Origin of the sequence: Vibrio sp. 10N.261.45.E2, assembly GCF_002875705.1 — a bacterium.
Taxonomy (GTDB): Bacteria; Pseudomonadota; Gammaproteobacteria; order Enterobacterales; family Vibrionaceae; genus Vibrio.
Genome location: NZ_MCZZ01000151.1, coordinates 13408 through 39085 on the forward strand (window position 1 = coordinate 13408; position 25678 = coordinate 39085).

A 25678-nucleotide genomic window follows, 5' to 3' on the forward strand; every position below is an offset into this window, starting at 1 on the left:
ATCAAAGTAGGATTTTCGAAATCCATGCTCACCTAAGTCATGGACTTCGAAATTTCTAGAAAAGGCCTATTGCTGGCTCCAATTATCAGCTTCGATCTTCGCGAGCGCTTTTGCTGCTTTTTGAAGTGCGGGTAGGAACCTTATGGCTTCATCCGGTTTCACTCGAATCACTGGCGCTTGTATCGCTAAGCCCAAGTTAGATTGACCAGTCGGTGATGGTATCAGCACTGCGATACAGACTAAGCCCGGCAAAAACTCTTCATCATCAATAGCAAAACCTCGGATTTTTGCTTCTTCGATGTCTTTCTCTAGGGTCGCATAGTCGGTAATCGTGTTTACGGTGTATTGAGTCAGCGGCACATTTTCAATTAGTCGTCTGCGCTGCGACTTAGACATGTGTGCTAAAAACAGTTTGCCAGTAGCCGAGCAGTGCACGGGAACGCGAGAGCCTGGATGCAGGTGAAAGCGAAGAGGGGCTTCAGTTTCGGCACGATCGAGATAGATGATTTCACCACTTGAAAGAGCAGTCAGGTTACAACTCTCACCGACTTCTGCTCTTAGATTTTCAAGGATGGTGCGTCGGGCGCTGTGCATGGTGCTATTCAAAAGCAAGTTTTCGGCAAGTTTTCTGAGTCGAATGCCAGAGCTGTAATGCTTTTCATCGCCGTCTCTTTGAATGATGCCTGCGGATTCTAATTGTTGCAGCATACGGTGCAGAGTGGGTTTCGGTAGCCCGGTTTCTTCGACGAGCCCTTGAAGGGAAATAAACTCGTCTTTTTGCGCTATCACCTCTAATAGTGCAAAAAGTCGGAGAGTGGGCGTATCTCCTTGAACTTGTGGTGTTTCTGTTTGCATACAGTGATTCATCCTTGCGATATGTCTATGTGTAAGAGTGTACATACCAAATCAATATTCTTCAATTATCTGAATAAAATTTGACCTTTTTTATTATTTCAATTATATAAATATAAATTATGGAACAATTAATCTCAATAAATGGAATTTTAAAATGAAAGCAATTGAACGGATTATTGATAAGGCGCACTTAGATCGTAAGCGTGTGGTTTTGAGTGAAGCTGAAGACCCTCGTGTACTGAAAGCGGCACGATTAGCGATAGATAAACAACTCGCTTATATCACGCTGGTGGGCGACGAAAAGGCGATTATCGAAGCCGCTCAGTTGCATCATATTAACCTTGCAGGCATTCACATCGTTTCACCACAAATCTCGGCTCTTAAAGGCGTATTAGCTGAACGTCTGTATAAGTTAAGAAAAGCTAAAGGTATGTCTTATGAAGAGGCATTGGAAAGGGTCAAAGACCCACTGATTTTTGCCAACTTGATGGTAAGAGAAGGACTGGTCGACGGCACGGTTAATGGGGCGGTTTATACCACATCAGATGTAGTGCGAGCTGCGCTGCAGATCATCGGCCCAGCACCAGACAGTGAATTGGTATCGAGCTTCTTTTTAATGATGTTGTGCGAGCCTTTCCATAACCTTAAAGGTGGCATGATTTTCAGTGATTGTGGCTTGGTGATTAACCCCAATGAAACCGAGCTTGCATCAATCGCAGTGGCGGCATCAAACAGTGCTCAAACGCTGTTGATGGAAGAACCGAAAGTGGCGATGTTGTCGTTTTCGACCAATGGCAGTGCCAAGCATGAATCGGTTGATAAGGTGCGTCATGCTGCCCAGTTAGTGAAGCAGCGCAGCCCGGGAATTGCGGTTGATCAGGACGTTCAACTCGATGCGGCGATTGTCACTGAAATAGCAGCGAAAAAATTGCCCGATTCCGAGGTTAAGGGCGAATCGAACGTGTTGATATTCCCCAACTTAGAAGCTGGCAATATCGGTTACAAGCTTGCTGAAAGGTTAGGTGGTGCGGTCGCAATTGGTCCCTTGTTGCAAGGGCTGAATCAACCTGCCAATGACTTATCAAGAGGGTGCAGCGCCGAAGATATCTTCAATGTAATAGCGGTGACTGCCGTGCAAGCACAACAATGTAAAACGGCAAACTCAACGACGGATATTGAAGCTTATGCTCAAGAAGCTCAAAGCGCTTCAGAGGATCAAGGTGCTAAAGAAAGAGAAGAATCAGAATTTGAGTTTAGGTACTAAGGCTCACACTTAAAGCTCGCACTCGTACTAAGTAAAAACACCTAATTAGGATTGCTAATGGAGCTACCTGTTTTACTCGCCATTCTTGCCACCATTTCGGTAGGTACCTACTTCCAAACAGTCACGGGGTTTGGACTCGGCATTATCGTAATTGGTCTTACAGTTAGCCTTAATCTGGTTTCGTTACCCGTGATTGCCGCCGTGGTCAGTATCGTTACCTTGTTTAATTGTTTGGTCGCGTTGATGGGCAAGCCACTGCTGGTGGAACTCAAAGTTCTGGTGGCGTTAGTGATCGGTATTATCCCCGGCGTGTCGTTGGGCGTGTTTTTACTGGACGAGTTGAGTGAGTCGGCGACGCATATTCTGCGAGGGCTATTGGGGGCAATGGTGTTATTCGCAGGTTTGAGTTTTATGTTCAAACCTAAAACCAGAAAAGAGCGCTCGGCAACAGTATCCTTCTTGTTGTCTGGCTTTAGTTCTGGCCTAGCGGGAGGGCTGTTTGGGATGGCGGGTCCACCGATTGTTTATCATCTCTATCGGCAGCCTTTTACGCTCGATCTGGTGCGAAGCACACTGTTGATGGTGTTTGCTTGTACGTCGATGTCCCGTACCGTCAATGTCTACGCGGCAGGCGACATGGAACCAAGCATACTGTGGTTATCTGCTATTGCTGTTCCCTTGGTGGCACTTGTTACTATGTTTGCTCGGCGCTTCCCGCCACCCTTGTCTAATGAGCAGCTCAGAAAGCTGGTGTTGATGTTGATGTTGATTGGTGGGTATTTGATGGCCGCATCTGCATGGTCGCTGTTTGGCGCTTCGTAAAAGCACTTTCGACAAAGGAGGCTAGTGGTTCGCTAGCTTAAGCCTCTCTGTCTAAACACGCTTTAGCATCTCAAAGATACTCCTAGATAACCCAAACAAGCAGCTCTCTTGCACATCTAAAGTAATGTTACTGCGATAGTACGGGCTTAAATCGACGCCCATCCCCACACCATGAATTTCGATACTGTTTTTGATCGACTCGCGTTCAATCACTTGTTTGAGATGGTTATCCAAATAGAACTGATCATTGGCTGTGCTGGTAGCGGTATCTATCGGGCAGCCGTCTGAGAACACAATCAACACCTTTCGCGGTGCGCTATGTTGCTGCAATCGCTGGCTAGCGAACTGAACCGCTTCGCCATCAATCCCTTCTTTAAAGATGTCTGCTTTGCGAAGACTCGCAATGCCAAGGCGAGAGCGTCTCCAGTGGGTATCAAAATCCTTAAACACGATATGTCGAACTTCGTTTAAACGACCTGGGTGCTTCCGCTGACCTTGCTTGAGCCACTGTCGATAGACCTTGCCACCATTCCAGTTGTTGGTGGTGAAGCCGATAATTTCGAAAGAGATGTTGGCTAGTCCGACGGTTTTGAGAATCGTATCCATTAGTAGACTGAGTTTGTGACTGTGTTTTTGCATTGAGCCTGAACAGTCCATCAAAAACGTGATGGCACATTGATGGGATGCGCCAATCTCTGGCTGATAAAAGACAGCACGATCCAACGGCGAAGTGACGAGCTTATTGATGGCGGTGGCATCAACAATGCCTTCTTCCAAATGATCCTGACGTCGATTCCTTTGCGGCGTCGCAACAAAGCGGGTGAGCATAGCGGCCAAACGGCGAGTGTTCACTTGTCTTGCCATAATGTCATCGGTGAGTTTTTGTCTCAGTTCGAGTAATAGGGCGCGCCTGACGAGTTTATCTGCGGCAACCACTTGGTCAAATTCTGAATTAAAGACCTGATAATTGGCGCCCGACAATTCGAACACCTTGCTACTGCCTGTGATGTCGGCATTGATGTCTTCATCTTGAATGTCGCCATCAACGATAAGGGCAAGCTGCGCGAGGATTTTGATGTCTTCTTCTACCGCTGGTGTTGGCGAGTTATTACTCTCTTGTTCATGGTTGATGAGCTCTTGCGTTAAAGAGGCCAGTTCATTGGCGCAGTGAGCGAACTGTAGTTGATCGGCTCGATGTTCCTTCAAGCGCTTCAAGCTGTTTCCGAAAATAGGCACGATGCCCGCACGAGTTGATTCAATGGTTTCAGCAATCGGCTCAGAGACTGGAACACCAGTTAAGCGGGTGTGGATGATCTGCATCAGCGTGAACAGTAACATCCCAATTCGTGATTCAGTAAAGCCATTTTGATGGTACTGATCGCTCCAATACGCAAAGTTACACTGAATGCTCTTAGTCACGCCTTTTAGGTAAGACGGGACTTGTGATTCGACTCGTACTTGTTCGCAGAAATCATATAACAGACGTTCGACGTCGTTTTTCGGTCGTAATGAATAGTGAAGATCAGCATCTGACAACAAGAGTCTCAGTGCCGATGAATCGATCTTGCCCTGCATTGAGAGCTTGCTGTTTGTTAACTCATGGCGAGAAACAAAGGTGAGATCGTTGGTGTGTGCAGACTGATAATAGCAGGGGGTATTACCGTTATAGAGACGCTCGCCCCGATAATTTAGGTTCAATTCACCACTGATCGCTCTCGCGACAGACACACCGAGGTCGAGGATCTTTTTCTGCTGAGAAGAAACATTGGTCATGGTTTACGACTCCGACTGCGCATAACTCTGAGTCGGCGTTTCTAAGGCCTCACCAAAGCAGCGGAAGTAATATTCGCTCACTAGCTCTTTCTCTTCATCTTCACAACGGTTGAGGAATGAAAGCCTAAATGCCGTCGCTACGTTATCGAATATTCGGATGTTTTCAGCCCACGTAATCACGGTTCTCGGAGACATTACCGTTGACAGATCGCCTGCTCTAAAACCATTTCGCGTTAAACCAGCGGTTGCGATCATTTTCTCAACTAACTGCTGACCGATTTCATTGTTTAGTTCTGGGCGCTTGGATAACACGATCTTGGTTTCATGTTGCGGATCTAAATAGTTAAGCGTGGCGATGATGTTCCATCGGTCAAGTTGACTATGGTTAAGTACCTGAGTACCGGAATACAACCCTGAGAAATTGCCCAACCCCAACGTGTTACAGGTAGCAAACAGGCGGAAAGAAGGGTGAGGCGTGACCACTCGGTTTTGCTCTAAGGAGGTGTATTTGCCGTCTTGCTCTAAGAGTTGTTGAATCACAAACATCACATCTGGTCGTCCTGCATCGTATTCGTCTAATACCAGAGCTATGGGGTGCTGGATACTTTGCAGAAGAATGCCTTCTTTAAACTCTGTCACCTGCATTCCATCTTTAATGACGATGCTGTCCTTTCCTATGAAATCCAAGCGGCTTAAGTGCCCGTCTAGGTTGATCCTCAAACACGGCCAGTTCAATCTCGCAGCAATTTGTTCAATGTGGGAAGACTTGCCTGTTCCGTGTGTACCTTGTATCAACGTGCGGCGATTAGAGGTGAAACCCGCCAATATCGCTAGCGTTACCTCAGGATCAAAACAGTAGTTAGGATCGACCTTGGGTACATACTCTCCCGCATGTTCAAACGCCAATACGGTTAGGTTGCTGTCGATGTCAAAACACTCTCTCACACTTACTGGTTGCGTTGGTATCAATTCCGCATCATTCATTTTTCTTCCCTCTTAATAGTTTCCATGACTGCCGCGATGGGCGATATGTCATCGATTATTAACAGCTCACTCTAAGTTAACGGCACTTTTTGTACGAAAAACTATCAATAATGTGATCCAGTTTCATTAATTAGAATGAATTGTTCCAATTTAATATAAAAAGTTGACGCGCAAAAAATCTACTACTAAGGTGAAAATGAATTCGAAAAAGAGACAATTCATTCCGAAAAATGAAATTTTGGTTAACTCAAGGAGAATGGAAGAATGAGTGAGCAAGAAAAACGTACGGTTGTTTCCGGCACAGTAACAATGACACCATCAGAAGCGTTCGTTGAAACTATGGTCGCCAATGATGTCACCGATATGTTCGGCATCATGGGGTCAGCATTTATGGACGCAATGGATATCTTTGCTCCTGCTGGCATTCGATTGGTTCCAGTGGTACACGAGCAAGGTGCTGCCCACATGGCTGATGGTTACTCTCGAGTCTCTGGTCGCCACGGTGTAGTTATCGGCCAGAATGGCCCGGGTATTAGTAACTGTGTGACTGCGATTGCAGCGGCGTTCTGGGCACATAGCCCGGTCGTAATTGTGACGCCAGAGACAGGCACTAAAACAATGGGCTTAGGTGGTTTCCAAGAGTGTAACCAGCTTCCAATGTTCCAAGAGTTTACTAAGTATCAAGGACACGTAACGCACCCAGACCGTATGGCGGAATACACAGGCCGATGCTTTGACCGCGCAATGAGCGAAATGGGCCCGACTCAGCTGAACATTCCACGTGACTACTTCTACGGTGAAACTCAAACCGAGATCCCTAAACCAGCGCGTTTAGACCGTGGTCCAGGTGGTGAGAAGTCTCTGAATGAAGCGGCAGATTTGATTGCTGAAGCGAAATTCCCAGTCATCATTTCTGGTGGCGGCGTGGTAATGGCAGACGCAGTTCAAGAGTGTGCGGCACTGGCAGAACGACTAGGCGCACCCGTAGTAAACAGCTACCTGCACAATGACTCTTTCCCTGCTAGTCACCCATTATGGTGTGGTCCTTTAGGCTACCAAGGTTCGAAAGCAGCAATGAAGTTGATGGCTCAAGCGGATGTGGTTATCGCATTAGGTACACGTCTTGGTCCATTCGGTACCTTGCCTCAACATGGTATGGATTACTGGCCGAAAGACGCAAAAATCATTCAGATCGATGCAGACAACAAGATGCTTGGCCTCGTGAAGAAGATCTCTGTTGGTATCTGTGGCGACGCAAAAGCAGCGGCTGTGGCATTAGCTGAAAGACTAGAAGGTCGTGCACTGTTGTGTGATGACAACAAAGGCGCTCGCCAAGACACAGTGGCAACAGAAAAAGCGTTGTGGGAAAAAGAGCTTGATGAGTGGACGCACGAACGTGATTCGTTCAGCTTGGATATGATTGAAGAAAACTCGCACGAAACTCCGTTCTCTGGTGGCGAATATCTACACCCTCGCCAAGTGCTGCGTGAACTAGAAAAAGCGATGCCAGAAGACGTTATGGTCTCAACGGATATCGGTAACATCAACTCGGTGGCAAATAGCTACTTACGCTTTGAAAAACCACGTAGCTTCTTTGCAGCAATGAGTTTCGGTAACTGTGGTTACGCGTTCCCGACTATCATTGGTGCGAAAGCGGCAGCACCTCATCGTCCAGCTATTTCTTATGCAGGCGACGGTGCGTGGGGCATGAGCTTGATGGAGACCATGACATGTGTTCGTCATAACATTCCTGTGACAGCCGTGGTATTCCACAACCGTCAATGGGGTGCTGAGAAGAAGAACCAAGTCGACTTCTACAACCGACGCTTTGTTGCTGGTGAACTGGATAACCAGAGCTTTGCGGAAATCGCACGAGCAATGGGCGCTGAAGGTATCACGGTTGATAAGCTAGAAGATGTAGGTCCAACTCTGCAAAAAGCCATCGACATGCAAATGAACGAAGGCAAAACAACCATCATTGAAATCATGTGTACTCAGGAGCTGGGCGACCCGTTCCGCCGAGATGCACTATCAACGCCGGTTCGTTTCCTAGATAAGTACAAAGACTACGTATAAGTCATAGGAAGTTTGCCCGACCAAAACCGTCTCGTGAATGCTAGATAAAGAGTTATCGAGAATGTGGTTGGGCAAACAAATTAAGCTCTAACACTAGCCATTAATTTTAAATTGGATGATCAAACAGAATGGCTCAACGAGTGAGTTGTTTTTAAAGATTCTTAATAGTGCTGTTATCTAAGTATTGGGTCATATATTTCTATTATTTCGCTCTAAATATTAGAGCCCTAATGAAATAACCAAGGTGAATAGGTGCTCGGTTTTATTAATAGAGACTTATCAATAATTATTATGAGTTGCTTTTAAATAGTAATTACCGATAAGTCGATAGAGTTATTAGACTTTAGTCTGTGTATTTTATTATATTTCAGTTTTTAACGAATAAATTTTAATTTGGTTATTTATATTGTCGAGTTGTTGGAACCAAATATGAACAATAAACGTTATATCAGCACGCTCGAAGAACTGTATAAAATAATCGATTCATTACTGACTGAATGCAGTGACCAACGTGGTTTGATGTATAACGTGTGTGATTATGAAAATAATAACCTAATGCCAAGTTTAGGTCGTTCCAATCGTAAGAACATACGTCGTGTCGAACAAGAGTTGCTTTCAACTATGAGAGTTTACGGTGGTCACTCGCTGAGCTCACACGACATAAATGACTGGTTATTGATGTGTTTAGCCAAGAAGCAGGGTTTTCCCACCCGTTTGCTGGAATGGACCGATAACCTGTTAAATGCGCTTTGGTCGGTGTGTCATAGCCAAAGTAAAGACTGCATAAATATAATTAAAGCTATTGATTATCAGCGGGTTAGTGTTTTTAGCTCGCCGTGTAACATCAACAAAACTCAGATATTTAATGTGGCGGATTGCGATCAGCAAGAGCCACGCAAGGACAAGTGGTATTCCATTCACCCATTTAAGGAAGGTGGCAATGATGCCATTCAGCCTTTGTACGATGAGAAAGAATATTCAAACGGTCTAGTGTCCGTTCATATTCTTCCATCAGTGAAAGTAAACCTGATAAAGGAGTTAATATCCATGAATGTTTTAAATGAACCGACAGAGTACGTCGAAGAGAAACTAACGGATTTAAAAAACGAAGCACATGCAGATAACAACCAAGTGATAAATAAAGGTGACGGCAATATCGAATTGCAAGTTAATACTCATGATCGTCAACTTGAACAGTATGGTCGAAAGTATCATCAAGACTTTGATTTCGACTAAAGGCTAACACGTTCTAATTTAATTATACCTCTTATATCGTGAGTGAAAATTCGAGTAAATAAAATTAGAACACTAATTAATTTATAAAAAGATGAAATCTGTGAGCTTAGAGATTGTTTATAACCTAACTCGAAGTTAGAGTGATGAATCTTGTTACCAAGTTGTTAAATTTTCACAGGTCTAGTTTAAACACTCTAATAAAAAAGTGGCGCAAAGCTACTGAAATTTAAACCAATAACGAAAACATAAAGGATTCTGGAATATGAATATGCAAACCAATGCAGCGACATTCGTGCTGGAAAACCAAGTCGACACCGCCTTTTTACAGTCTTTTAGTGATGCGTGGAATAACCATGATATTGAAGCGCTCATGTCTTTCGTGACAGAAGACTGTGTATTCCACACTGTGGCAGGAGAAGGCTTGCTTGGAAACACTATCGAAGGGTACGAAGCGGTTCGAAATAGCTTTGAATTGGTTTGGCAGAACTTTCCAGATGCGGCTTGGAGCGACCCTGTCCATTTTGTGTGCGGTGATCGCGCTGTGAGTGAATCAACGTTTTCTGCTACGAATCCGGATGGCAGCGTCATCGAAGCTCGCATGGTCGACGTGTTTACCCTGAAAGATGGAAAAATCAGCGTAAAAAATGCCTTCCGTAAAACAAGACCTCTTTTGACTCCTAACAACACTCCCAAGAGCTAGACACGAAACCACAACCCGTTCACGTGTTATGACTAGGAGAGTCGAATTATGAGTTTAGTAATGGAACAACCGGCAGCCGATGTGCCGCCAAAGGTGAAAAGCACCCAAGCAAAAGAAAGTACCCAAGCGAAAGAAAGATACGATCCAAAATACGATCCACTTAAAGACAAGAGCCCAGGTCACGGCAAAGAATACGCCCCGACTTATTGGGTAGATACCGCAGGCGCACAACCTGAAGATGATGGCCCAATCACGTCAGACATGGATGTCGATGTGGCAATAATCGGTTCAGGCTACACAGGCCTAAGTACCGCGATACACCTTGCTGAAATGTACGGTATTAAAGCGACTGTGATTGAAGCTAACCGTATGAGTTGGGGCTGCAGTACCCGAAATGGTGGCCAAGCACAGTGTGCTTCTGGGCGTTTGAAGCGTTCTCAGTGGATTGAACGCTGGGGCCTAGAAACGGCGCAAAAAATGCACCGCGAGTGTGTGGATGGCATGGAAACGTTCAAGTCACTGATCAAAGACATCGATTGTGACCCACAACCGGGTGGTCATCTATATGTGGCTCACCGTCCAAAAGTGATGGCAACACTTGAGAAAGAAGCCAAGTTGCTGCGTGACACGTTTGACTACGATGCGCAGATCTTAGATGCGGAAACTGTAAAGCGTGATTACGTTGGTGACCAAGAAGCGGCAGGTGCGATGCATGAACCCGAAGGGATTGGTATTCATGCTGGGAAGTTGGCGTTTGGTTACCTAAGAAAGGCGCGAGCACTCGGCGTTAAGGTTCACCCGTCTAGCCCAGTGATGGGATGGGAAACTCGTGGCGGTGCGCATTACCTGAAAACGCCAGGTGGTGTGGTGAAGGCGCGTTCTGTCGGTGTTTGTACAGGTGGGTATACCAGCCAAGGTTTGCACTCCGAGCTTAAGAATCGCCTGTTGCCAGTGCTTTCGAATTCGATGGTGACACGTCCGCTAACTCAAGATGAAATCGCCGCGTGTAACTTCAAAACCAATCAAGTGATTACAGATACTCGAATTCTGCGCCACTACTACCGTTTATTACCGGATAACCGAGTACAGATTGGAACGCGCAGTGCCATCAGTGGCAAGAACGCACCAGAGAAAAAATATGAAGATATGTTAAGAGCGGATCTTACTCGGAAATTCCCGTCTCTCGATCAGATCCAAATCGATTATTCATGGTGGGGGTGGGTGGATGTTAGTCACGACATGATGCCGAGAATTTATCAGCCGAATCCAAAACAATCCATCTTCTACGCGCTGGGATATGGCGGTAATGGTGTGATGTATTCCGCTCAAGCGGGTAAGCGCCTTGCTCAGTGGATAGCAGGTGAAGGTCACAAGCTCGACCTACCAATATTTGAATCAAAACTTCCGTTCCCCAACGTGAGGGAAGTGGTGGAATCAGAGATGTTTGCACCGTTTCGAAGAATGGGGCAGCGGTTCCTTTATCAGTGGTATTCGTTAAAGGATGAAAGGCTGTAACTACCCGAACATTGTTTCCAAAATAGGGAAATAGAACTACGACCAGGAAAGTTGTACCAGGTCACCTTGTGAGCAAAGTACAGGCAGGAAGTCTGTATGATAGGAAAGGCTAAGACTATGAAATTGATTAAAAATAAAATTATTGCTGGTGTCACTATTGTAGCAACAGTGGTGTTATCTCATACCGCGGCAGCAGCGAATTTTAAAATGGCTATCGGCGATGCTGCTGGTGGTACGCAGTGGGAACTAGCGACCTCATTCTCTGAACTGATGGAGCAAAAAACAGACGGTAAAGTGAAAATCGATCTGTTCCCGAACGGCCAATTAGGCAACGAGCAAGACACTGTAAACGATGCGGCAATCGGTCTTCTAGACTTCTCTGTACTGGCGATCAACAACGTGACGCCTTTCTCCCCAACCGTTGGTCTATTGACCATGCCTTACGTGATTCAAAGCGCAGAAGAAGCTGTGCTACTGACTCAAGGTCAAGTAGGCCAAGACTTAGTTGATAACACGATTCGTGACGCTGGTGTTCGTATTGTCGGTTGGGCTTATTCTGGCTTTAGGGTTTTGACTAACTCGAAAAAGCCAGTTGCTTCACCAGAAGATCTAAAAGGGCTAGTGATTCGTGTTCCTCGTAACGAAATCATGATCGCGTCTTACCAAGCATGGGGTGTAAACCCAACACCAATGGCATGGTCTGAGACTTTCACTGGCCTGCAACAAGGTGTGGTAGATGGACAAGATAACCCTTACATCACAGTCCACGCGATGAAGTTCAACGAAGTACAAAAGTACGTGACCAACATTCGCTACATTTTCTCTCTAGAACCTCTAATCGTGAGTGAAACGGTCTTCCAACAACAGACACCTGAAATGCAGAAGATCATTCTTGAAGCGGGTCAGGAAGCGACAGAGCACAGCTTCGCTTATTTAGAAAATACGGAAAACCAAATTCGCGAAGAGCTACAAGCAAAAGGCATGGTATTCACAGACCCTGCAGACAACGAGCAAGAGTGGATCAGCAAGGTGACTAAGTCAGTTTGGCCTAAGTTCTACTCAAGCATTGGGGGAAAAGACAAGCTAGACGACGTTCTTGAGTTACTCGGTAGAAAGTAACGATTAGATTCGCCCTATCTGCTGTTCTTCGCTACTTAATCACCTAGCGATAGAACAGTGAGATAGGGCATTTACATGGCTGTACTCGTTGATCTGTTCTGTACCTGATCTTTTTAGGACCGTGAGCGACTGGTTGTCATGTGGAAATCAACATTGGAGGTTATATGTCAGTCGCTAAAACAATAAAAAAGCACCTAAACAACATTGAGGAATATACATGTTGTCTGCTGCTCGCAAGCTTTGTCCTATTACTGTTCACACAAATCCTTACTCGCCAGCTCTTTGATTACTCTATCCCTTGGGGGGATGAAGTCGCTACTTATATGTTCGTTTGGTTTGCCTATCTAGGGGCTGTTGTTGCGGCCAAGATGTCAGCGCATAACCGAGTGAGCTTTCACTTTAAATTCTTTCCGCCAATCGTGCAGACCGTGAGTGAAACCATTGCTGACTTCTTATGGCTCTGTTTCAACGGCTACTTCGTTTACCTCAGCTACGACTTCGTATTCAACAAAATGAATCTGTTTTGGAAGTCTCAGACTACAGGTATCCCGATGAAGTACTTCTACATGATTTTACCTATCGCGTTTTCACTGATGATGATCCGAATTATCTGGAACAACTATGAGCGTTTGTTCAAAGGCGCAACCAACGAAGATCCAGAAGTCAAAGAGCTGCGCAAAATGACGGCACAAAAGTCCGCGCAATAGTCATCACAGAGAATAGTCGTAATAGAGAGATGTAATAATGGAATCCTATTTAACTCTAATTTTATTTGGTGGCTTTTTAACGCTGTTAATTCTGGGCGCACCAATCACAGTATCACTGGCCGGCGCTTCGATGGCGGCCTATATGTTGCTCGACAAAAATCCCATCGCACTGGTACAAATCGCATTTACTTCGGTAGGTAACTTCCCGCTCATGGCACTGCCAGCCTTTGTGCTTGCGGGCGCATTAATGGAGGCGGCAGGGATCTCCAAACGTCTGGTAGATATCGCTGAAAGCTTAGCTGGGCCCGTAACAGGTGGCCTGGGCGCAGCAACCGTAATGGCGTGTCTTTTCTTTGGTGCTATCTCAGGTTCGGGCCCTGCAACAACCGCAGCGGTCGGCATGCTAATGGTGCCCGCGATGGTGAAGCGTGACTACGATAAGAGCTACGCATCGGCCGTTACAGCTGCATCCGGAGGGTTGGGTATTATCATCCCACCATCCATTCCTTTAGTTATCTTTGGTATTTCTGCAATGGGCTTAATGGCACCACCAGAAGCCATTGCTCAACACGGCCAGTTTGCTTCTTTGTCGATCCCAAAACTGTTTGTCGCAGGGGTTGTGCCGGGCTTCATCATGGCATCGACACTTGTGGTGACCAACTACTTCATTGCTAAGCGTGAAGGCTATAAAGGACTAACTGAGACATGGTCGTTTGGCGATGTAAGGCATTACTTACGTCGCGGGTTATGGTCGATATTAGCGCCGTTCTTGATTCTTGGCGGTATCTACAGCGGTATGTTTACACCAACAGAATCCGCGGTTGTAGCGATATTCTACTCGTTGTTTGTTGGGTTGTTCATTCACCGCGAACTGTCGTTTAAAAGTGTGATGAAATCTCTGTCGACCACGACATGGATCACTGGGCGTGTGTTGTTGATCCTCTTTGCCGCTACCGTGTTTGGACGTTTGTTGATCGAGCAAAAGATCCCCGTAGTGGTGGCGGAATCGCTACTTAGTTTCACCGATAACATGTACATGGTGTGGGCGCTAACCATTACCTTGTTGTTGTTCATCGGCATGTTCATGGAAACCTTAGCGGCCATCATGATCATCGTGCCAGTGTTACTACCAATCATGTACATGCTAGGTGCTGATCCTACTCACGTGGGCATTGTGGTGGTGTGTACCTTATCGATAGGTTTTGCAACGCCGCCACTTGGAGAGAATATCTTTGTCGCCTCGGGCATAGGGGGCTCAACGGTTGAGCAGATCACCGCGAAGATCCATCCCTTTGTACTTGCTTCTGTTGTGGGTGTTTTCGTTATCGCTTTCTTCCCACAAATTACGCTTTGGCTACCGTCCTTAGTCGGCTATTAGGAGAGAGAACCATGAATTTATCCAGAATCATCCTCATTGGTTGTGTCGTGTTTGCTGTAGTGAGTGGCATGAGTTTACGTGCCGAACACTCTGAAACAGAGAAAGAAGCCAAGCCTGTCAATGTGCTTGATATCTCAGAACCACATGTTGTCAGCAAAGCTGAAAGAAGAGCCAAAACCTTGCTTGCGAAGGCAGTAGTCTACGTCCAAAAAGAGGGGGACGATAGCGTTAAAGATTTCATGAGTGACCCTGAATATATCGATGGGGAGCTTTATGTGTTTGCTTTGGGCATCGATGGCCAATTCCTTGCCAGTGGCGGTTCTTCGATGGTGTTGGTGGGTGACAGTGTTTTAGATACGCAAGACGTCTACGGCAATCCTTTTTTCCGTGAAATGATAACCAAAGCGGTACACAACGGCTTCGGTGAAGTTCAGTACCATTGGACTAACCCGACCGATCGCATGGGTGAACCTAAAACGACTTTCTTTGAGCGTGTCGGTGACGTGATTGTTGCCGTGGGGTATTACCCAGAACGTTCGAGTGCGACCGAGGCAAAGAGTTTACTGGCGAGAGCGCTGACCGCAATTGTTGAGTCGGAGCAACAAAGCCTTGCCGAGTTTAATGACGCTGAAGGCAGCTTTGTGGAAGGGGATTTATATGTGTTTGTGATGGACATGAACTCTGGAAAGCTGCTTGCACACGGTGTTTCTCCTGAACTTATCGGTCGTTCACACAGCGAAATTCTAAGCCCTGACGATAAGCCGATTCTCACTGAGATGTTAAACCTAGCCAAAGAAAATGGTCGTGGCGTTTACACCTATCGATGGTTAAACCCGCTGTCGAGCAAAGTGGAAACTAAGCACACTTACTATCGAGTGATCGACAATAAGTTGGTTGGGGTCGGTTATTACACAAATTCAAACAACACATAAACGCGTTTTTTCTGAGCCTTCAGCCCATATAGATAAAGGGCTGGGGGCTAAAAATACCTGTTTGTGTAAAAAAGCAATTTAGTAAAATTCACACTGTGAAATTTTTGTTGTGAAATTGCTTCAAAAATACAAGTAGTATGAAAAACATGGAAACCACACAGTAAAGAACAATTTTGAAAAGGGTCAATTGGGATGTTTGACCTAAATGAAATTTAAAGCCGTACGAGGGATAGACTATGAATATGCTGACACTAGACAAAACAGAACTTCACAGAAACCATTCAACATTTATTGCTGAAGCTGTCTTTGCCGTCGAAATGGTGAAAGCAGATAAGCAACTCGAAAAACAAAAAATGGCGAAACAGTTGCTTGATACTCTATTTCCTCTGGAGACTGGTTCACACGAAGATGTAGTGAGCTATGAAATCGACTACCGACACGTTCAGGTTTATTTCAAAAATGGCGAACATACAGGACTGAAAAGAGCGAAACACTTTGTGGCTTACACTGGTGATAAATCGAAGCCTTCAGCCATCCTTTTCCGTGATGAAAGCGGTACACACGTTGAAGTCACAATCGGCGCTCGTAAAGGCACTGGGCGTCTAGAGCTTGTTGATATTCAGGACATTCAACTAGAGACATGCACTACGTTTGGTCAAATTGAGGCTAGCCGCTCTTCTGGTATCCGTCACTGGGTTAGCTTGGTAAAAGGCGATGATAGCGGTCGCCCTAATGCATCCAGTGAAGACAAAGAGTTCACGGCGAAAAATGGTGAAGACTATAACCTAGGTTTTTGCTTCGCGATTTAATGTGCTGTCTTTGTAATATCCAGTGCTGCTCTGTTAGACGTAGCACTGATATCTGAACACAGATTTCTCTTTTACCTTTGGTAATTTTCCCCGCCCCTATAGCGGGGCTTTTTTATTAGAGCTATAAGTAAATTGGGCAAATGATAAAATTATCTGTAGAAAGTTTGGTAAGAATTTTACAGTGCGTCATTTTAATTTAAGGTATTGTATTTAAAGGTTTTTGTTGTTTTATTTTATTCTGTTTTTACTGGCTTAACTATCACTATCAACGGAGGTTTGGGTAACTATTGAGCTAAAAATCCGTCAAAATGCTTTGAGCTGTGCTATAATGTGCGCCTTGGGATTGAGCCAGTAAGACCGAATATCACTAAATATAGTGATTTTTATCGCCTTTATTTCGGTGATACGGCGAGCCAATCAAGTAGTAATTGGATACGGAGAGCGTCCTTATATTCGTTGATTCGGATATGCGAACATCATAATTTATGAGTTTTAAATCAAAAAAATACAGTATTGATTCTACTGACTATCAAGTTGGTCAAGATAACGTCAGTAAATGGGGCATGGATGTCCATAACACAGTCTTCGTAGCCTCAGTAGGCTTATCTCTTCTCTTCATCATCACTCTTCTTGCTCTTCCTCCTGCAGATGCCAAAGCGGCAATTGATTCTATCAAGGGTGCTGTTTTATCAAAGTTTGACTTCCTGTTTATGTGGGGAGCCAACATCATGCTAATTTTTGCCGTTATTCTTGCATTCTCACCTCTAGGTAAAGTTCGCCTAGGTGGCGAAGACGCGACGGCGGACTATTCAATGTCATCTTGGATTGCGATGTTATTCGCAGCAGGCATGGGTATTGGACTTATTTTCTGGGGTGTTGCAGAGCCAACTGCGTTCTTCTCGAACTGGTTCGGAACGCCACTCGATGCAGAACCTTTTACAGAAGCGGGCCGTGAACTGGCACTTGGTGCGACTGTATTCCACTGGGGTTTCCATGCTTGGGCTATCTATGGCATGACGGCACTTTGTCTTGCGTATTTTGTGTACAACAAAGGTTTGCCGCTATCAATGCGCTCTGTGTTTTACCCAATTCTGGGTGAACGAGTTTGGGGTAAAACGGGTGATGTTATTGATGTACTAACGGTACTGGTTACCCTGTTTGGCCTTGCGACTTCATTGGGCTTAGGTGGTACACAAGCAGCAAGTGGTATCAGCCACGTGTTTGGCTTGGACAACAACATCTTCCTTCAGCAATCGATCATCGTTTTGATCATGGGCTTAGCGATCATCTCTGTGCTACGTGGTATGGACGGTGGTGTTAAGTTCCTAAGTAACCTAAACATGGTTATTGCGTTCGTATTCCTTGGTCTGATCGCTGTTCTGAACTTCACTACTGTGCTTGATTCTGTCGCGACTGCTGTAACGGGTTATGCGAAAAACATCATTGCATTGAGCCAAAGCTCCGGCCGTGAAGATACAACATGGTTGCATGGTTGGACTGTGTTCTACTGGGCATGGTGGGTTGCGTATGCACCGTTCTTCGGTATGTTCGTAGCGCGTATTTCTAAGGGGCGTACGGTTCGTGAGTTCCTACTTTGCGTACTGATTATCCCAACACTGGTAACGTCGGCTTGGATGTCGATCTTCGGTGGTGTGGCTATCGAGCAAGTAATTAATCATGTAGGACAACTTGGCCTCGACCAAGGTATCACAGACGTATCTTTAAGCTTGTTCTACATGCTAGACGCTTACCAGTTTGGTAGCATTCTATCGGTTATTGCAGTTGCATTGATCATCGTGTTCTTCGTTACAACCCTAGACTCAGGTTCTATTGTTATTGATGGTATGACGGCGGGTGGTAAGCTTGAAGTACCAGTGAAACAAAAAGTGGTTTGGGCGGTTATTTCAGGTGCTATCGCAATGGTGATGTTGTGGATTGGTGGTACTCAATCTATCCAAGCACTGCAATCGATCACGATCATTGCAGCACTGCCGTTTACGATCATTCTTCTGATTGGCTGTTTCAGCTTGTTGAAAGGTCTACTGACTGAAGTAGATAAAGGACAGGCAAGCGTTGGCGAAACAGCGAAATAAAGTAACTAAGTTGTGAGTAAGTAATTTGGTCATTACTTACTTCAGACGAAGCGTTATTTCAAAGCTCCTTTGCACAGTGTGTAAGGGAGTTTTTTATGCTCGTTAATAAGAAATAAAAAGCCACAAATGATTCATCACTTGTGGCTTTTCTCAACTTTAATCTAGTTCACTACAGTTGAATTAGTCGCTTATGCATTTAATTCGTTTTGAATTACGTAATCCAAAGCACCGACTACCGCAGCAACTTGAGCGTCGTTACACTCTTCGTCTGTCACTTTATCGCTGTCCGGGTAAACCTCAGTGGTTGTTCCGTACTTACATTCTGTCACACCACCACATAAGCCAAGCTTCTTCATTGGGTAGTTAATTACACCATGTTGGGTAACTTCAGAACCAATGATCTTACCGTCCGCGTCAGCTGGTGCAATGTGGGTTACTTTTTCAACTGAAGCAATCACTGCCGCTTGGAATTCAGGCTGTGGGTTTTCTGTATCGCCAACCGTGTAGAAACCGTCTGGGATCATACCTTCAATGTACTCAATACCATCACGAGCTGCGAGTGCAGGTCGGAATTCTGTTTCATCTGAGTCCGTTGTTTCGTGTAGGTCAACGTGAACCAAGATCTTTGGTAAAGAAGCGACTAGAGCACGTAGGTTTGCTGACTCTTCTGCAGGCGTACCATCGTAGAACGAGCGGTTTGGATCAACAGCATTAGGATTCCAACGGTTGATCACTTCGTAGCCCCAAGGGCTCACACAAGGTGCAACAACAATGTTGAAGTGCGTTGAGTATTGTTCCGCTTGAGTTTCGGCGAATTTGATCGCGCCATGCACACCACTGGTTTCGTAACCGTGAACACCACCGGTTACAAGGATAGTTGGTTTTAATGCATCCCAGTTTTTGCTCTTGATTGCGAAAAGCGGGAAGCGAGCTTCATCGTAGCTCAGCGCGCCGTATTGTTCGATGTCAAAGCGGTCTGCCAATGCTTGGATTTTGGGCACGACTTCTTGCTGGTATTCACGCTTAACGGTTCTTTGAGCGAACCATGCTTGACGTTCTGCTTGTTGCCATTTTTTTCCAGGTTCACCGATAGGGTAGCTGTATTCACTTTTCATCTATACTTTTTCTTTTATGTTCGTGAAAGATGAAGACAGACTAGTCCTGTCTAGCAGCGGCGGCAATAGAAAACACAATTTGAGACTTTATTTTTTACAGACCCATAACTTTGATGAGTGAATTGATGGTGTAACATTTAATCAATTGTTTAATCCCCTAAAAGAGACCATAAAATGGCTGGAGCAAGTTTATTAGCGCTATTGGATGACATTGCAACTGTACTGGATGATGTCGCATTGATGTCTAAGGTGGCAGCGAAAAAAACCGCTGGCGTGTTGGGAGATGACTTAGCACTTAACGCTCAGCAGGTATCAGGTGTATCTGCTGAAAGAGAAATCCCAGTGGTATGGGCGGTTGCCAAAGGCTCATTTAAAAACAAGCTGATTTTGGTGCCAGCGGCATTATTGATCAGCGCTTTCATTCCTTGGTTGATCATGCCATTGCTGTTAATTGGTGGCTTATTTCTTTGTTTCGAAGGGGCTGAGAAGATCTTAGAAAAGTTCTTCCCGCATGCCCACCAAGATGACGACAAAGGAGATGAAGATAAAACCGGTGAGTCCATTGAGGACTATGAGAAGAGAAAGGTTAAAGGCGCAATTCGTACCGACTTCATCTTATCCGCAGAAATCATTGTGATTGCTCTGGGTACCGTGACGGGGACCAGCATCTTGACCCAGATTATTGTCGTTAGCTTGATTGCTGTCGTGATGACGATTGGTGTCTATGGCTTGGTTGCAGGGATAGTGAAGTTGGATGACTTAGGTTTCTATCTTCAACGTACATCTGACGGTAGCTCAGTCAAAACAAAGCTTGGCAATGGGCTTGTTTCCTTTGCGCCAAAGTTAATGAAGATGCTTGCTGTTGTCGGTACGGCTGCCATGTTCTTGGTTGGTGGTGGTATCGTGGTTCATAACGTTCCTGCGATTCATCATTTGATTGAACCTATCATCATGGACTTCAGTGGGCATACGATAGCGACTGCAGTTGTTCCCACTTTGTTGAATGGCGTGATTGGTGTAGTAGCAGGGTTACTTGTTGTCGCGGTTTGGAGTGTGATAGAGAAGGTTCGCGGCAAGTAGGGCTTAAACAACGTCTTAGAGCGTTCCTTTCATACATATTAAAAAGGGTCACCATAATCTGGTGACCCTTTTTAGTTGAAGTGAAGTATTTACAACGTATTTACTTTGTCTTGCGAGTACTTATTTTACTGACCAAGCGATCGTCTCGCCGCCACGGATTGGCACAACGATGTCGGAACCGAAAGGCATCGTTTCAGCAACGTTCCACTCTTCTTTGACAAGAGTGATGGTGTCTGTGTTACGTGGCAAACCGTAGAAGTCAGGGCCATTGTGGCTTGCAAACGCTTCTAGGTTCTCAATCTTACCTTCTAATTCGAACACTTCTGCGTACAGTTCAACGGCGGCGTGCGCTGTGTAAGAACCTGCACAACCACATGCTGACTCTTTTGCTCCTTTTGCGTGTGGTGCAGAGTCTGTACCCAAGAAGAACTTCTTGCTACCGCTTGTTGCCGCATCGATAAGTGCTAATTGGTGAGTGTTACGCTTCAAGATCGGAAGGCAGTAGAAGTGTGGCTTAATGCCGCCAACCAACATGTGGTTACGGTTGTAAAGTAGGTGGTGAGCAGTGATGGTTGCCGCTACGTTGTCGTTCGCGTTCTTAACGAAGTTTGCTGCATCAGCGGTTGTGATGTGCTCTAGAACAATCTTAAGGTTAGGGAAGTCATTCACAATCGGAGCTAGCACAGTGTCTAGGAACTGCTTCTCACGGTCGAAGATATCAACATCGTGAGTGGTTACTTCACCGTGAACCAATAGCAACATATCCACTTCTTGCATTGCTTCTAGTACGTGGTAGATCTTTTGCGCTGATGTTACACCAGAATCTGAGTTAGTCGTCGCACCCGCTGGGTAAAGCTTTGCTGCAACTACGGCGCCAGATTCTTTCGCTTTGCGAATTTCATCAGGTGTTGTGTTATCAGTTAGGTAAAGTGCCATTAGAGGCTGGAATTGCTCGCTTGGCTGCTCTGCCATGATGCGTTCACGGTAAGCTAGAGCCATTTCGGTATCGGTTACCGGTGGGATGGTATTTGGCATGATTAACGCTCGACCATTGTAGCGGCTGATATCGCGCACTGTATCTTTTAATACTTCGCCATCGCGTAGATGAACGTGCCAGTCGTCAGGACGAGTAATCGTAAGTTGTGTCATTGAAGGCTCCCACCATTTGAAGTGTTTTGTAGTTGGAGCCTAAACTCGGCGAAATCTGTGAAAGCAATCGCTTACGTTTAGGCGACAGGATGATAGTGGAAAAGCACTTTCATTTCATCCTATTTTTAACTCTTCAGAGGTAGGAGCTTGTTTTTCTGCGTATTTTATTCGGTATTTATTTTTGAAGAGGGGCTAGCGAGTCGCCACCCAGAGTCCGTGAATCATTCCTGGTACCCAGAAGAAGAAGGTTAGGACGATGTTAATCAGCAGATCTTTGCCTGCACCACGAGCGAAGAACACACCAACAGGCGGAAGCAGTACACATAAAATGATAATGACGAGTTTGTTCATGATAAATCCTTTTTATTCAATGAAAGTTCAATGCGATAACCGTGTTCATATTATAGAACGTATGAAGAGTGTTAATGCATTGCTGTCTCAATGTATACAAGACAATGATTTAAACATCTCAAGATATTAGCTTAGTATCAAGTGTTTAGTACCTGCCAGTTTATCTATTTATAACCATTTGTTAGCATTGAGACAAACAACAAAACATTGGAATCGTTATGTCGCAGCTATCTTCAGATCAAAGAGCTTTAGCTCAAAAAGCTTTGGAGCAAGAGCTTTCAGATAAAGTGCCTTCTCTATCTCAAATAAATGTGTTTCCAGTAAAGTCAGTGGGCGGGATCGCACTCTCTTCTGCTTGGGTCGAAAAACAGGGTCTTACCTTCGACAGACGTTTTATGTTGGCGTTGGCTGATGGCTCAATGGTGACGGCGCGTAAGTACCCTAAAATGGTCAAGGTGTCTTCAAGCCTGCAGCCAGACGGTTTGATCTTCACTTATGAAGGTAAAGAGCCGCTGCGGTTGAAGTATGCAAACTTCAAGATGCAAGAAGCGCCAGCAACGGTTTGGAAAGACAGTTTCACTGCGTATACCACCAACGACGAAGCGGATGATTGGTTCAGCGATGTACTTGGTGTTCGCGTAGAACTGTTGTTCTGTGGTGAGCAATCAAATCGCGTTCGCGAAAAGCTTGGTCAAAATGTGAGTTTCGCTGACGGCTATCCAATGTTGGTGATTAGCCAAGCCTCTCTCGATGAGCTCAATCGCCGTAGTCCTGAAGTCCATTCTATGGATCAGTTCCGCACCAACTTTGTGGTTTCAAATACAGAAGCTTTTGCCGAAGACGGCTGGAAGCGTATCCGAATTGGTGAAGTTGAATTCGAAGCGGTGAAACCTTGTGAGCGCTGCATCCTAACGACAGTCGATGTTGGGAGTGGTGAATTTAGAGCGACAAAAGAGCCACTTAATACCTTTTCTACGTTTAGAGCCAATGAACGCGGTGGCGTTTTCTTTGGTCAGAACCTTGTGGCTAAAAATGAAGGTTTGGTGAAAGCGGGTGATGTAGTTGAAGTACTCGAAACCAAAGAGAAAGAACACTATGAAGACACTTGGGTTGAGTCGCTGCATTTAACTTGCGTAGAGCGTGAAGAGATCGCTCGCGATTTCACAACGTTTTGGTTAGAGCCTGCCAAAGAGAACCACTTACTACCAAGCTACCAGCCAGGGCAGCATCTACCAATTGAGATGGTAATTGATGGTGAAAAAGTATCTCGCCGTTACACGTTATCTTCTAGTCCGTCGCGCGCAGGTCGTTTAGCGATTTCTGTGAAGCGAGTGGATGATGGTCAAATCTCCAACTGGTTGAACGACCATTTCCAAGTAGGTGATACGCTTGTCGCTCAAAATCCAGATGGTGCTTTCTATCTAGAAGAAAACCCTAAGCATCCACTATTGCTTTTGTCTGCGGGTAGTGGCGTTACGCCAATGTTGTCGATGCTTCGTTATTTAGCTGATCATGGTCAAATTGATGATGTGGTTTTCTATCACCAATGCAGCAGCGAAGAAGATATCCCATATCAGGCTGAGATCGATCAAATTGCCAATGAACATCCAGGCTTACAGGTGATTTACTCACTAAGCCAACCAACTAAAGAGTGGGATGGTTTATCTGGGCGTTTGAGCGTGTCTCACGTTGCTAAAATTGAAGCGCTACACAAGCGTCAAGCATTCGTATGTGGGCCAGACGGCTTTATGGACAGTGCAAAGAAACTGCTGATTCAAATGGGGCTTAACCCTCAACATTACCATCAAGAAGCGTTTGGCGTTGCTCAGTCTACGGAAGAGGCGGTGAAGCAGCTGCAATTGAGTGTAAACGGCTACCTATTCGAAGGAAATAACCAATCAACCCTGCTAGAGCAAGCTGAATCGGCAGGCGTGTCTATCGCTTCAAGCTGTCGTGCTGGTTTTTGTGGCGCGTGTAAGGTGACTCTTGAGTCTGGGCAAGTTCACCAACCGGATGTTCCAGCGCTACAAGAACACGAACGTAACATGGGCCAGATACTGGCGTGTTGCAGTGTGCCTCAAACCGATATCGAAGTTGTTGATTAACGACTCGTTGGTCAAAATAAAAAGCACTAGATAGAAAAGGCCGGAAATTCATGAATGAGCTTCCGGCCTTTTTGATTCGGATGTCCCGTCCTGAAATGTGTTTACAAATTGAGGACGAATCATGATTAATTCGAAAATTAATCGTAGATTGTTGGGATTGGTTGACGCTTGTGTTGTGTTGCTTTGTAGATGCTCACTAAGCGATCGGATACCTCTTGAGAAACGGCTTTGCCTTCTAGGAAATCATCGATCTGATCGTAAGAAAGATTCAATGCTGCTTCATCGGCTTTCTGTGGGTCAAGCTCTTCTAGATCAGCGGTTGGTACTTTCTTAACCAGTAATTCTGGAGCGCCTAGTGTTGCTGCTAGCTCACGAACTTGACGTTTGTTCAGGCCGAACAAAGGTGCTAAATCACATGCGCCATCACCGTGCTTAGTATAGAAGCCAGTGATGTTTTCCGCTGAGTGGTCAGTACCGATAACAAGGCCACCAACGTAACCTGCAATTTCGTATTGTGCGATCATGCGAGCGCGAGCTTTCACGTTACCTTTCACAAAATCGATTTTTGCTGAGTCTGTTGGCAGCAAGCTTGTGCCTTCTAGCGCAATGTGAGATGCAGCGTGAAGCCCATCAACACCGGCTTTAATGTTTACAGAAACAGATTGAGAAGGTTGAATGAAAGACAGAGCAAGTTGTGCTTCATCTTCATCTTTTTGTTCACCGTAAGGTAGGCGAACTGCGATGAATTGGTAGTCGTCGCTACCAGAGCTTTCATTTAGGCTATCAACGGCCATTTGTGCTAAGCGGCCACAAGTTGTTGAATCTACACCGCCACTGATACCAAGGATTAGAGACTTGCAGCCTGATTGCTGAAGTTTCGTTTTGATAAAGTCCACACGACGAGTCACTTCGAAGTGAGGGTCAATTGAAGGTAGTACGCGCATTTCGTCACGAATTAACTGTTCCATTCGTATTCCTTTCCTGCAAGCAAATTAAAAATCTAGTGTTATCATACCTAAATCATCCGATTTAAAAACCTCTTTGCACAAGCTTAGAAAGAGAAGGCAGTAATTAATAATGGAAAAAATAGCCATTTTCGGTAGTGCGTTTAATCCGCCGAGCTTAGGGCACAAAAGTGTGATTGATTCGTTGGCCCACTTCGACAAAATTCTACTGGTTCCAAGTATTGCGCATGCTTGGGGAAAAGAGATGCTAGACTTTGATACGAGATGTCAGTTAGTTAAGGCATTTATTAGTGATCTTTCATTGGATCAAGTAGAGCTTTCTTTAATCGAAAAGAGCCTCTATACACCAGGTGAAAGCGTGACAACTTACGCCGTGCTCAGTGAACTGCAAAAGTTACATCGTGACGCTGAACTCACGTTTGTTATTGGTCCTGACAACTTCTTTAAGTTCTCATCTTTCTTTAAATCAGATGAGATTACCGAGCGATGGTCTGTAATGGCTTGTCCTGAAAAGGTGAAGATCCGAAGCACAGATATACGTAATGCTTTGATAAGTGGGAGCGATGTATCAAAACTGAGTACAAAGTCAGTTACAAAAATGTTGCAAGATAGTGGACTGTATACAATAATGTAGATTCACTAATTCAAGA

At 45.2% G+C, this 25678-nt stretch carries 22 protein-coding genes; 15 read left to right on the forward strand and 7 right to left on the reverse strand.

Annotated elements, in window-relative coordinates; translation table 11 throughout:
• Positions 1-66: 66 nt before the first annotated feature.
• A complete protein-coding gene (locus tag BCT34_RS20465; protein ID WP_076657310.1) occupies positions 67-855 on the reverse strand; it encodes an IclR family transcriptional regulator in 789 nt (262 codons plus the stop codon).
• Between the two features lie 154 nt (positions 856-1009).
• On the opposite strand from BCT34_RS20465, the gene pta reads away from it, so the two are divergent.
• Together pta and BCT34_RS20475 are read left to right on the forward strand one after the other, a co-directional pair.
• Positions 1010-2119 carry a phosphate acetyltransferase gene (gene pta / locus BCT34_RS20470; RefSeq protein WP_076651784.1) on the forward strand — a complete coding sequence of 370 codons (1110 nt, stop codon included), beginning with the start codon at positions 1010-1012 and terminating at the stop codon, positions 2117-2119.
• A gap of 57 nt (positions 2120-2176) precedes the next feature.
• Positions 2177-2941: a sulfite exporter TauE/SafE family protein gene (locus BCT34_RS20475; protein WP_076651785.1), complete on the forward strand. Its 765-nt coding sequence runs from the start codon at positions 2177-2179 to the stop codon at positions 2939-2941.
• 51 nt (positions 2942-2992) lie between these two features.
• Here the strand turns inward: BCT34_RS20475 and BCT34_RS20480 are convergent, their stop codons facing one another.
• Both BCT34_RS20480 and BCT34_RS20485 read right to left on the reverse strand, forming a co-directional pair.
• Positions 2993-4714, reverse strand: a complete 1722-nt coding sequence (locus BCT34_RS20480; RefSeq protein WP_076651786.1) for a cobalamin biosynthesis protein CobT — start codon at positions 4712-4714, stop codon at positions 2993-2995.
• Between the two features lie 3 nt (positions 4715-4717).
• Complete coding sequence (locus BCT34_RS20485; protein ID WP_076651787.1) at positions 4718-5698, reverse strand: AAA family ATPase; 981 nt, start codon at positions 5696-5698, stop codon at positions 4718-4720.
• A 264-nt stretch (positions 5699-5962) separates the two neighbouring features.
• On the opposite strand from BCT34_RS20485, the gene xsc reads away from it, so the two are divergent.
• The 10 genes from xsc (at position 5963) to BCT34_RS20535 (ending at position 18263) form a co-directional block, all read left to right on the forward strand.
• Complete coding sequence (gene xsc, locus BCT34_RS20490; RefSeq protein ID WP_050643312.1) at positions 5963-7774, forward strand: sulfoacetaldehyde acetyltransferase; 1812 nt, start codon at positions 5963-5965, stop codon at positions 7772-7774.
• Positions 7775-8203: 429 nt separating this feature from the next.
• Entirely contained in the window at positions 8204-9010 is an 807-nt protein-coding gene (locus tag BCT34_RS20495; protein WP_076651788.1) for an FRG domain-containing protein, read from the forward strand.
• A gap of 262 nt (positions 9011-9272) precedes the next feature.
• Positions 9273-9710 (forward strand): nuclear transport factor 2 family protein, encoded by a 438-nt coding sequence (locus tag BCT34_RS20500; protein ID WP_076651789.1) that lies wholly within the window; start codon positions 9273-9275, stop codon positions 9708-9710.
• A 48-nt stretch (positions 9711-9758) separates the two neighbouring features.
• Entirely contained in the window at positions 9759-11225 is a 1467-nt protein-coding gene (locus BCT34_RS20505) for an FAD-binding oxidoreductase (protein ID WP_076651790.1), read from the forward strand.
• Between the two features lie 117 nt (positions 11226-11342).
• A complete protein-coding gene (locus tag BCT34_RS20510) occupies positions 11343-12344 on the forward strand; it encodes a TRAP transporter substrate-binding protein (protein ID WP_076651791.1) in 1002 nt (333 codons plus the stop codon).
• 164 nt (positions 12345-12508) lie between these two features.
• A complete protein-coding gene (locus BCT34_RS20515; RefSeq protein WP_076651792.1) occupies positions 12509-13051 on the forward strand; it encodes a TRAP transporter small permease in 543 nt (180 codons plus the stop codon).
• A 37-nt stretch (positions 13052-13088) separates the two neighbouring features.
• Positions 13089-14429 carry a TRAP transporter large permease gene (locus tag BCT34_RS20520; RefSeq protein WP_017057942.1) on the forward strand — a complete coding sequence of 447 codons (1341 nt, stop codon included), beginning with the start codon at positions 13089-13091 and terminating at the stop codon, positions 14427-14429.
• Positions 14430-14440: 11 nt separating this feature from the next.
• The gene (locus tag BCT34_RS20525) at positions 14441-15361 is read left to right on the forward strand and encodes a cache domain-containing protein (protein WP_076651793.1); all 921 of its coding nucleotides are present in this window, start codon (positions 14441-14443) and stop codon (positions 15359-15361) included.
• A gap of 236 nt (positions 15362-15597) precedes the next feature.
• Complete coding sequence (locus tag BCT34_RS20530) at positions 15598-16170, forward strand: malate synthase (protein ID WP_076651794.1); 573 nt, start codon at positions 15598-15600, stop codon at positions 16168-16170.
• A 485-nt stretch (positions 16171-16655) separates the two neighbouring features.
• Positions 16656-18263, forward strand: coding sequence for a BCCT family transporter (locus BCT34_RS20535; protein ID WP_076651795.1), 1608 nt, complete (start codon positions 16656-16658; stop codon positions 18261-18263).
• Positions 18264-18451: 188 nt separating this feature from the next.
• Here the strand turns inward: BCT34_RS20535 and BCT34_RS20540 are convergent, their stop codons facing one another.
• Positions 18452-19378: a M14 family metallocarboxypeptidase gene (locus BCT34_RS20540; protein ID WP_076651796.1), complete on the reverse strand. Its 927-nt coding sequence runs from the start codon at positions 19376-19378 to the stop codon at positions 18452-18454.
• 174 nt (positions 19379-19552) lie between these two features.
• Between BCT34_RS20540 and BCT34_RS20545 the strand changes: the two genes are divergently transcribed.
• Positions 19553-20458, forward strand: coding sequence for a DUF808 domain-containing protein (locus tag BCT34_RS20545; protein ID WP_076651797.1), 906 nt, complete (start codon positions 19553-19555; stop codon positions 20456-20458).
• A 120-nt stretch (positions 20459-20578) separates the two neighbouring features.
• Here BCT34_RS20545 and pyrC read toward each other — a convergent pair whose 3' ends face one another.
• Together pyrC and BCT34_RS20555 are read right to left on the reverse strand one after the other, a co-directional pair.
• On the reverse strand, positions 20579-21607 hold the full coding sequence (pyrC, locus tag BCT34_RS20550; RefSeq protein WP_076651798.1) for a dihydroorotase: 1029 nt from the start codon (positions 21605-21607) through the stop codon (positions 20579-20581).
• A gap of 192 nt (positions 21608-21799) precedes the next feature.
• Entirely contained in the window at positions 21800-21958 is a 159-nt protein-coding gene (locus tag BCT34_RS20555; RefSeq protein ID WP_008215717.1) for a YqaE/Pmp3 family membrane protein, read from the reverse strand.
• Between the two features lie 218 nt (positions 21959-22176).
• Between BCT34_RS20555 and BCT34_RS20560 the strand changes: the two genes are divergently transcribed.
• A complete protein-coding gene (locus BCT34_RS20560) occupies positions 22177-24063 on the forward strand; it encodes a hybrid-cluster NAD(P)-dependent oxidoreductase (protein WP_076651799.1) in 1887 nt (628 codons plus the stop codon).
• A gap of 137 nt (positions 24064-24200) precedes the next feature.
• Here BCT34_RS20560 and nadE read toward each other — a convergent pair whose 3' ends face one another.
• The gene (nadE, locus tag BCT34_RS20565; protein ID WP_076651800.1) at positions 24201-25031 is read right to left on the reverse strand and encodes an ammonia-dependent NAD(+) synthetase; all 831 of its coding nucleotides are present in this window, start codon (positions 25029-25031) and stop codon (positions 24201-24203) included.
• Positions 25032-25140: 109 nt separating this feature from the next.
• Between nadE and BCT34_RS20570 the strand changes: the two genes are divergently transcribed.
• Complete coding sequence (locus BCT34_RS20570) at positions 25141-25662, forward strand: nicotinate-nicotinamide nucleotide adenylyltransferase (RefSeq protein WP_076651801.1); 522 nt, start codon at positions 25141-25143, stop codon at positions 25660-25662.
• The last annotated feature ends 16 nt before the right edge of the window (positions 25663-25678 follow it).

Bases quoted from the DNA above. Each gene is read 5' to 3' on its own strand.
- BCT34_RS20495 (WP_076651788.1), top strand. From the start codon at position 8,204: ATGAACAATAAACGTTATATCAGCACGCTCGAAGAACTGTATAAAATA.
- BCT34_RS20570 (WP_076651801.1), top strand. From the start codon at position 25,141: ATGGAAAAAATAGCCATTTTCGGTAGTGCGTTTAATCCGCCGAGCTTA.
- BCT34_RS20560 (WP_076651799.1), top strand. From the start codon at position 22,177: ATGTCGCAGCTATCTTCAGATCAAAGAGCTTTAGCTCAAAAAGCTTTG.
- BCT34_RS20520 (WP_017057942.1), top strand. From the start codon at position 13,089: ATGGAATCCTATTTAACTCTAATTTTATTTGGTGGCTTTTTAACGCTG.
- BCT34_RS20525 (WP_076651793.1), top strand. From the start codon at position 14,441: ATGAATTTATCCAGAATCATCCTCATTGGTTGTGTCGTGTTTGCTGTA.
- BCT34_RS20485 (WP_076651787.1), bottom strand. From the start codon at position 5,698: ATGAATGATGCGGAATTGATACCAACGCAACCAGTAAGTGTGAGAGAG.
- BCT34_RS20555 (WP_008215717.1), bottom strand. From the start codon at position 21,958: ATGAACAAACTCGTCATTATCATTTTATGTGTACTGCTTCCGCCTGTT.
- BCT34_RS20545 (WP_076651797.1), top strand. From the start codon at position 19,553: ATGGCTGGAGCAAGTTTATTAGCGCTATTGGATGACATTGCAACTGTA.
- BCT34_RS20480 (WP_076651786.1), bottom strand. From the start codon at position 4,714: ATGACCAATGTTTCTTCTCAGCAGAAAAAGATCCTCGACCTCGGTGTG.
- pyrC (WP_076651798.1), bottom strand. From the start codon at position 21,607: ATGACACAACTTACGATTACTCGTCCTGACGACTGGCACGTTCATCTA.
- BCT34_RS20535 (WP_076651795.1), top strand. From the start codon at position 16,656: ATGAGTTTTAAATCAAAAAAATACAGTATTGATTCTACTGACTATCAA.
- BCT34_RS20510 (WP_076651791.1), top strand. From the start codon at position 11,343: ATGAAATTGATTAAAAATAAAATTATTGCTGGTGTCACTATTGTAGCA.
- pta (WP_076651784.1), top strand. From the start codon at position 1,010: ATGAAAGCAATTGAACGGATTATTGATAAGGCGCACTTAGATCGTAAG.
- BCT34_RS20540 (WP_076651796.1), bottom strand. From the start codon at position 19,378: ATGAAAAGTGAATACAGCTACCCTATCGGTGAACCTGGAAAAAAATGG.
- BCT34_RS20530 (WP_076651794.1), top strand. From the start codon at position 15,598: ATGAATATGCTGACACTAGACAAAACAGAACTTCACAGAAACCATTCA.
- BCT34_RS20465 (WP_076657310.1), bottom strand. From the start codon at position 855: ATGCAAACAGAAACACCACAAGTTCAAGGAGATACGCCCACTCTCCGA.
- BCT34_RS20500 (WP_076651789.1), top strand. From the start codon at position 9,273: ATGAATATGCAAACCAATGCAGCGACATTCGTGCTGGAAAACCAAGTC.
- BCT34_RS20515 (WP_076651792.1), top strand. From the start codon at position 12,509: ATGTCAGTCGCTAAAACAATAAAAAAGCACCTAAACAACATTGAGGAA.
- BCT34_RS20505 (WP_076651790.1), top strand. From the start codon at position 9,759: ATGAGTTTAGTAATGGAACAACCGGCAGCCGATGTGCCGCCAAAGGTG.
- nadE (WP_076651800.1), bottom strand. From the start codon at position 25,031: ATGGAACAGTTAATTCGTGACGAAATGCGCGTACTACCTTCAATTGAC.
- xsc (WP_050643312.1), top strand. From the start codon at position 5,963: ATGAGTGAGCAAGAAAAACGTACGGTTGTTTCCGGCACAGTAACAATG.
- BCT34_RS20475 (WP_076651785.1), top strand. From the start codon at position 2,177: ATGGAGCTACCTGTTTTACTCGCCATTCTTGCCACCATTTCGGTAGGT.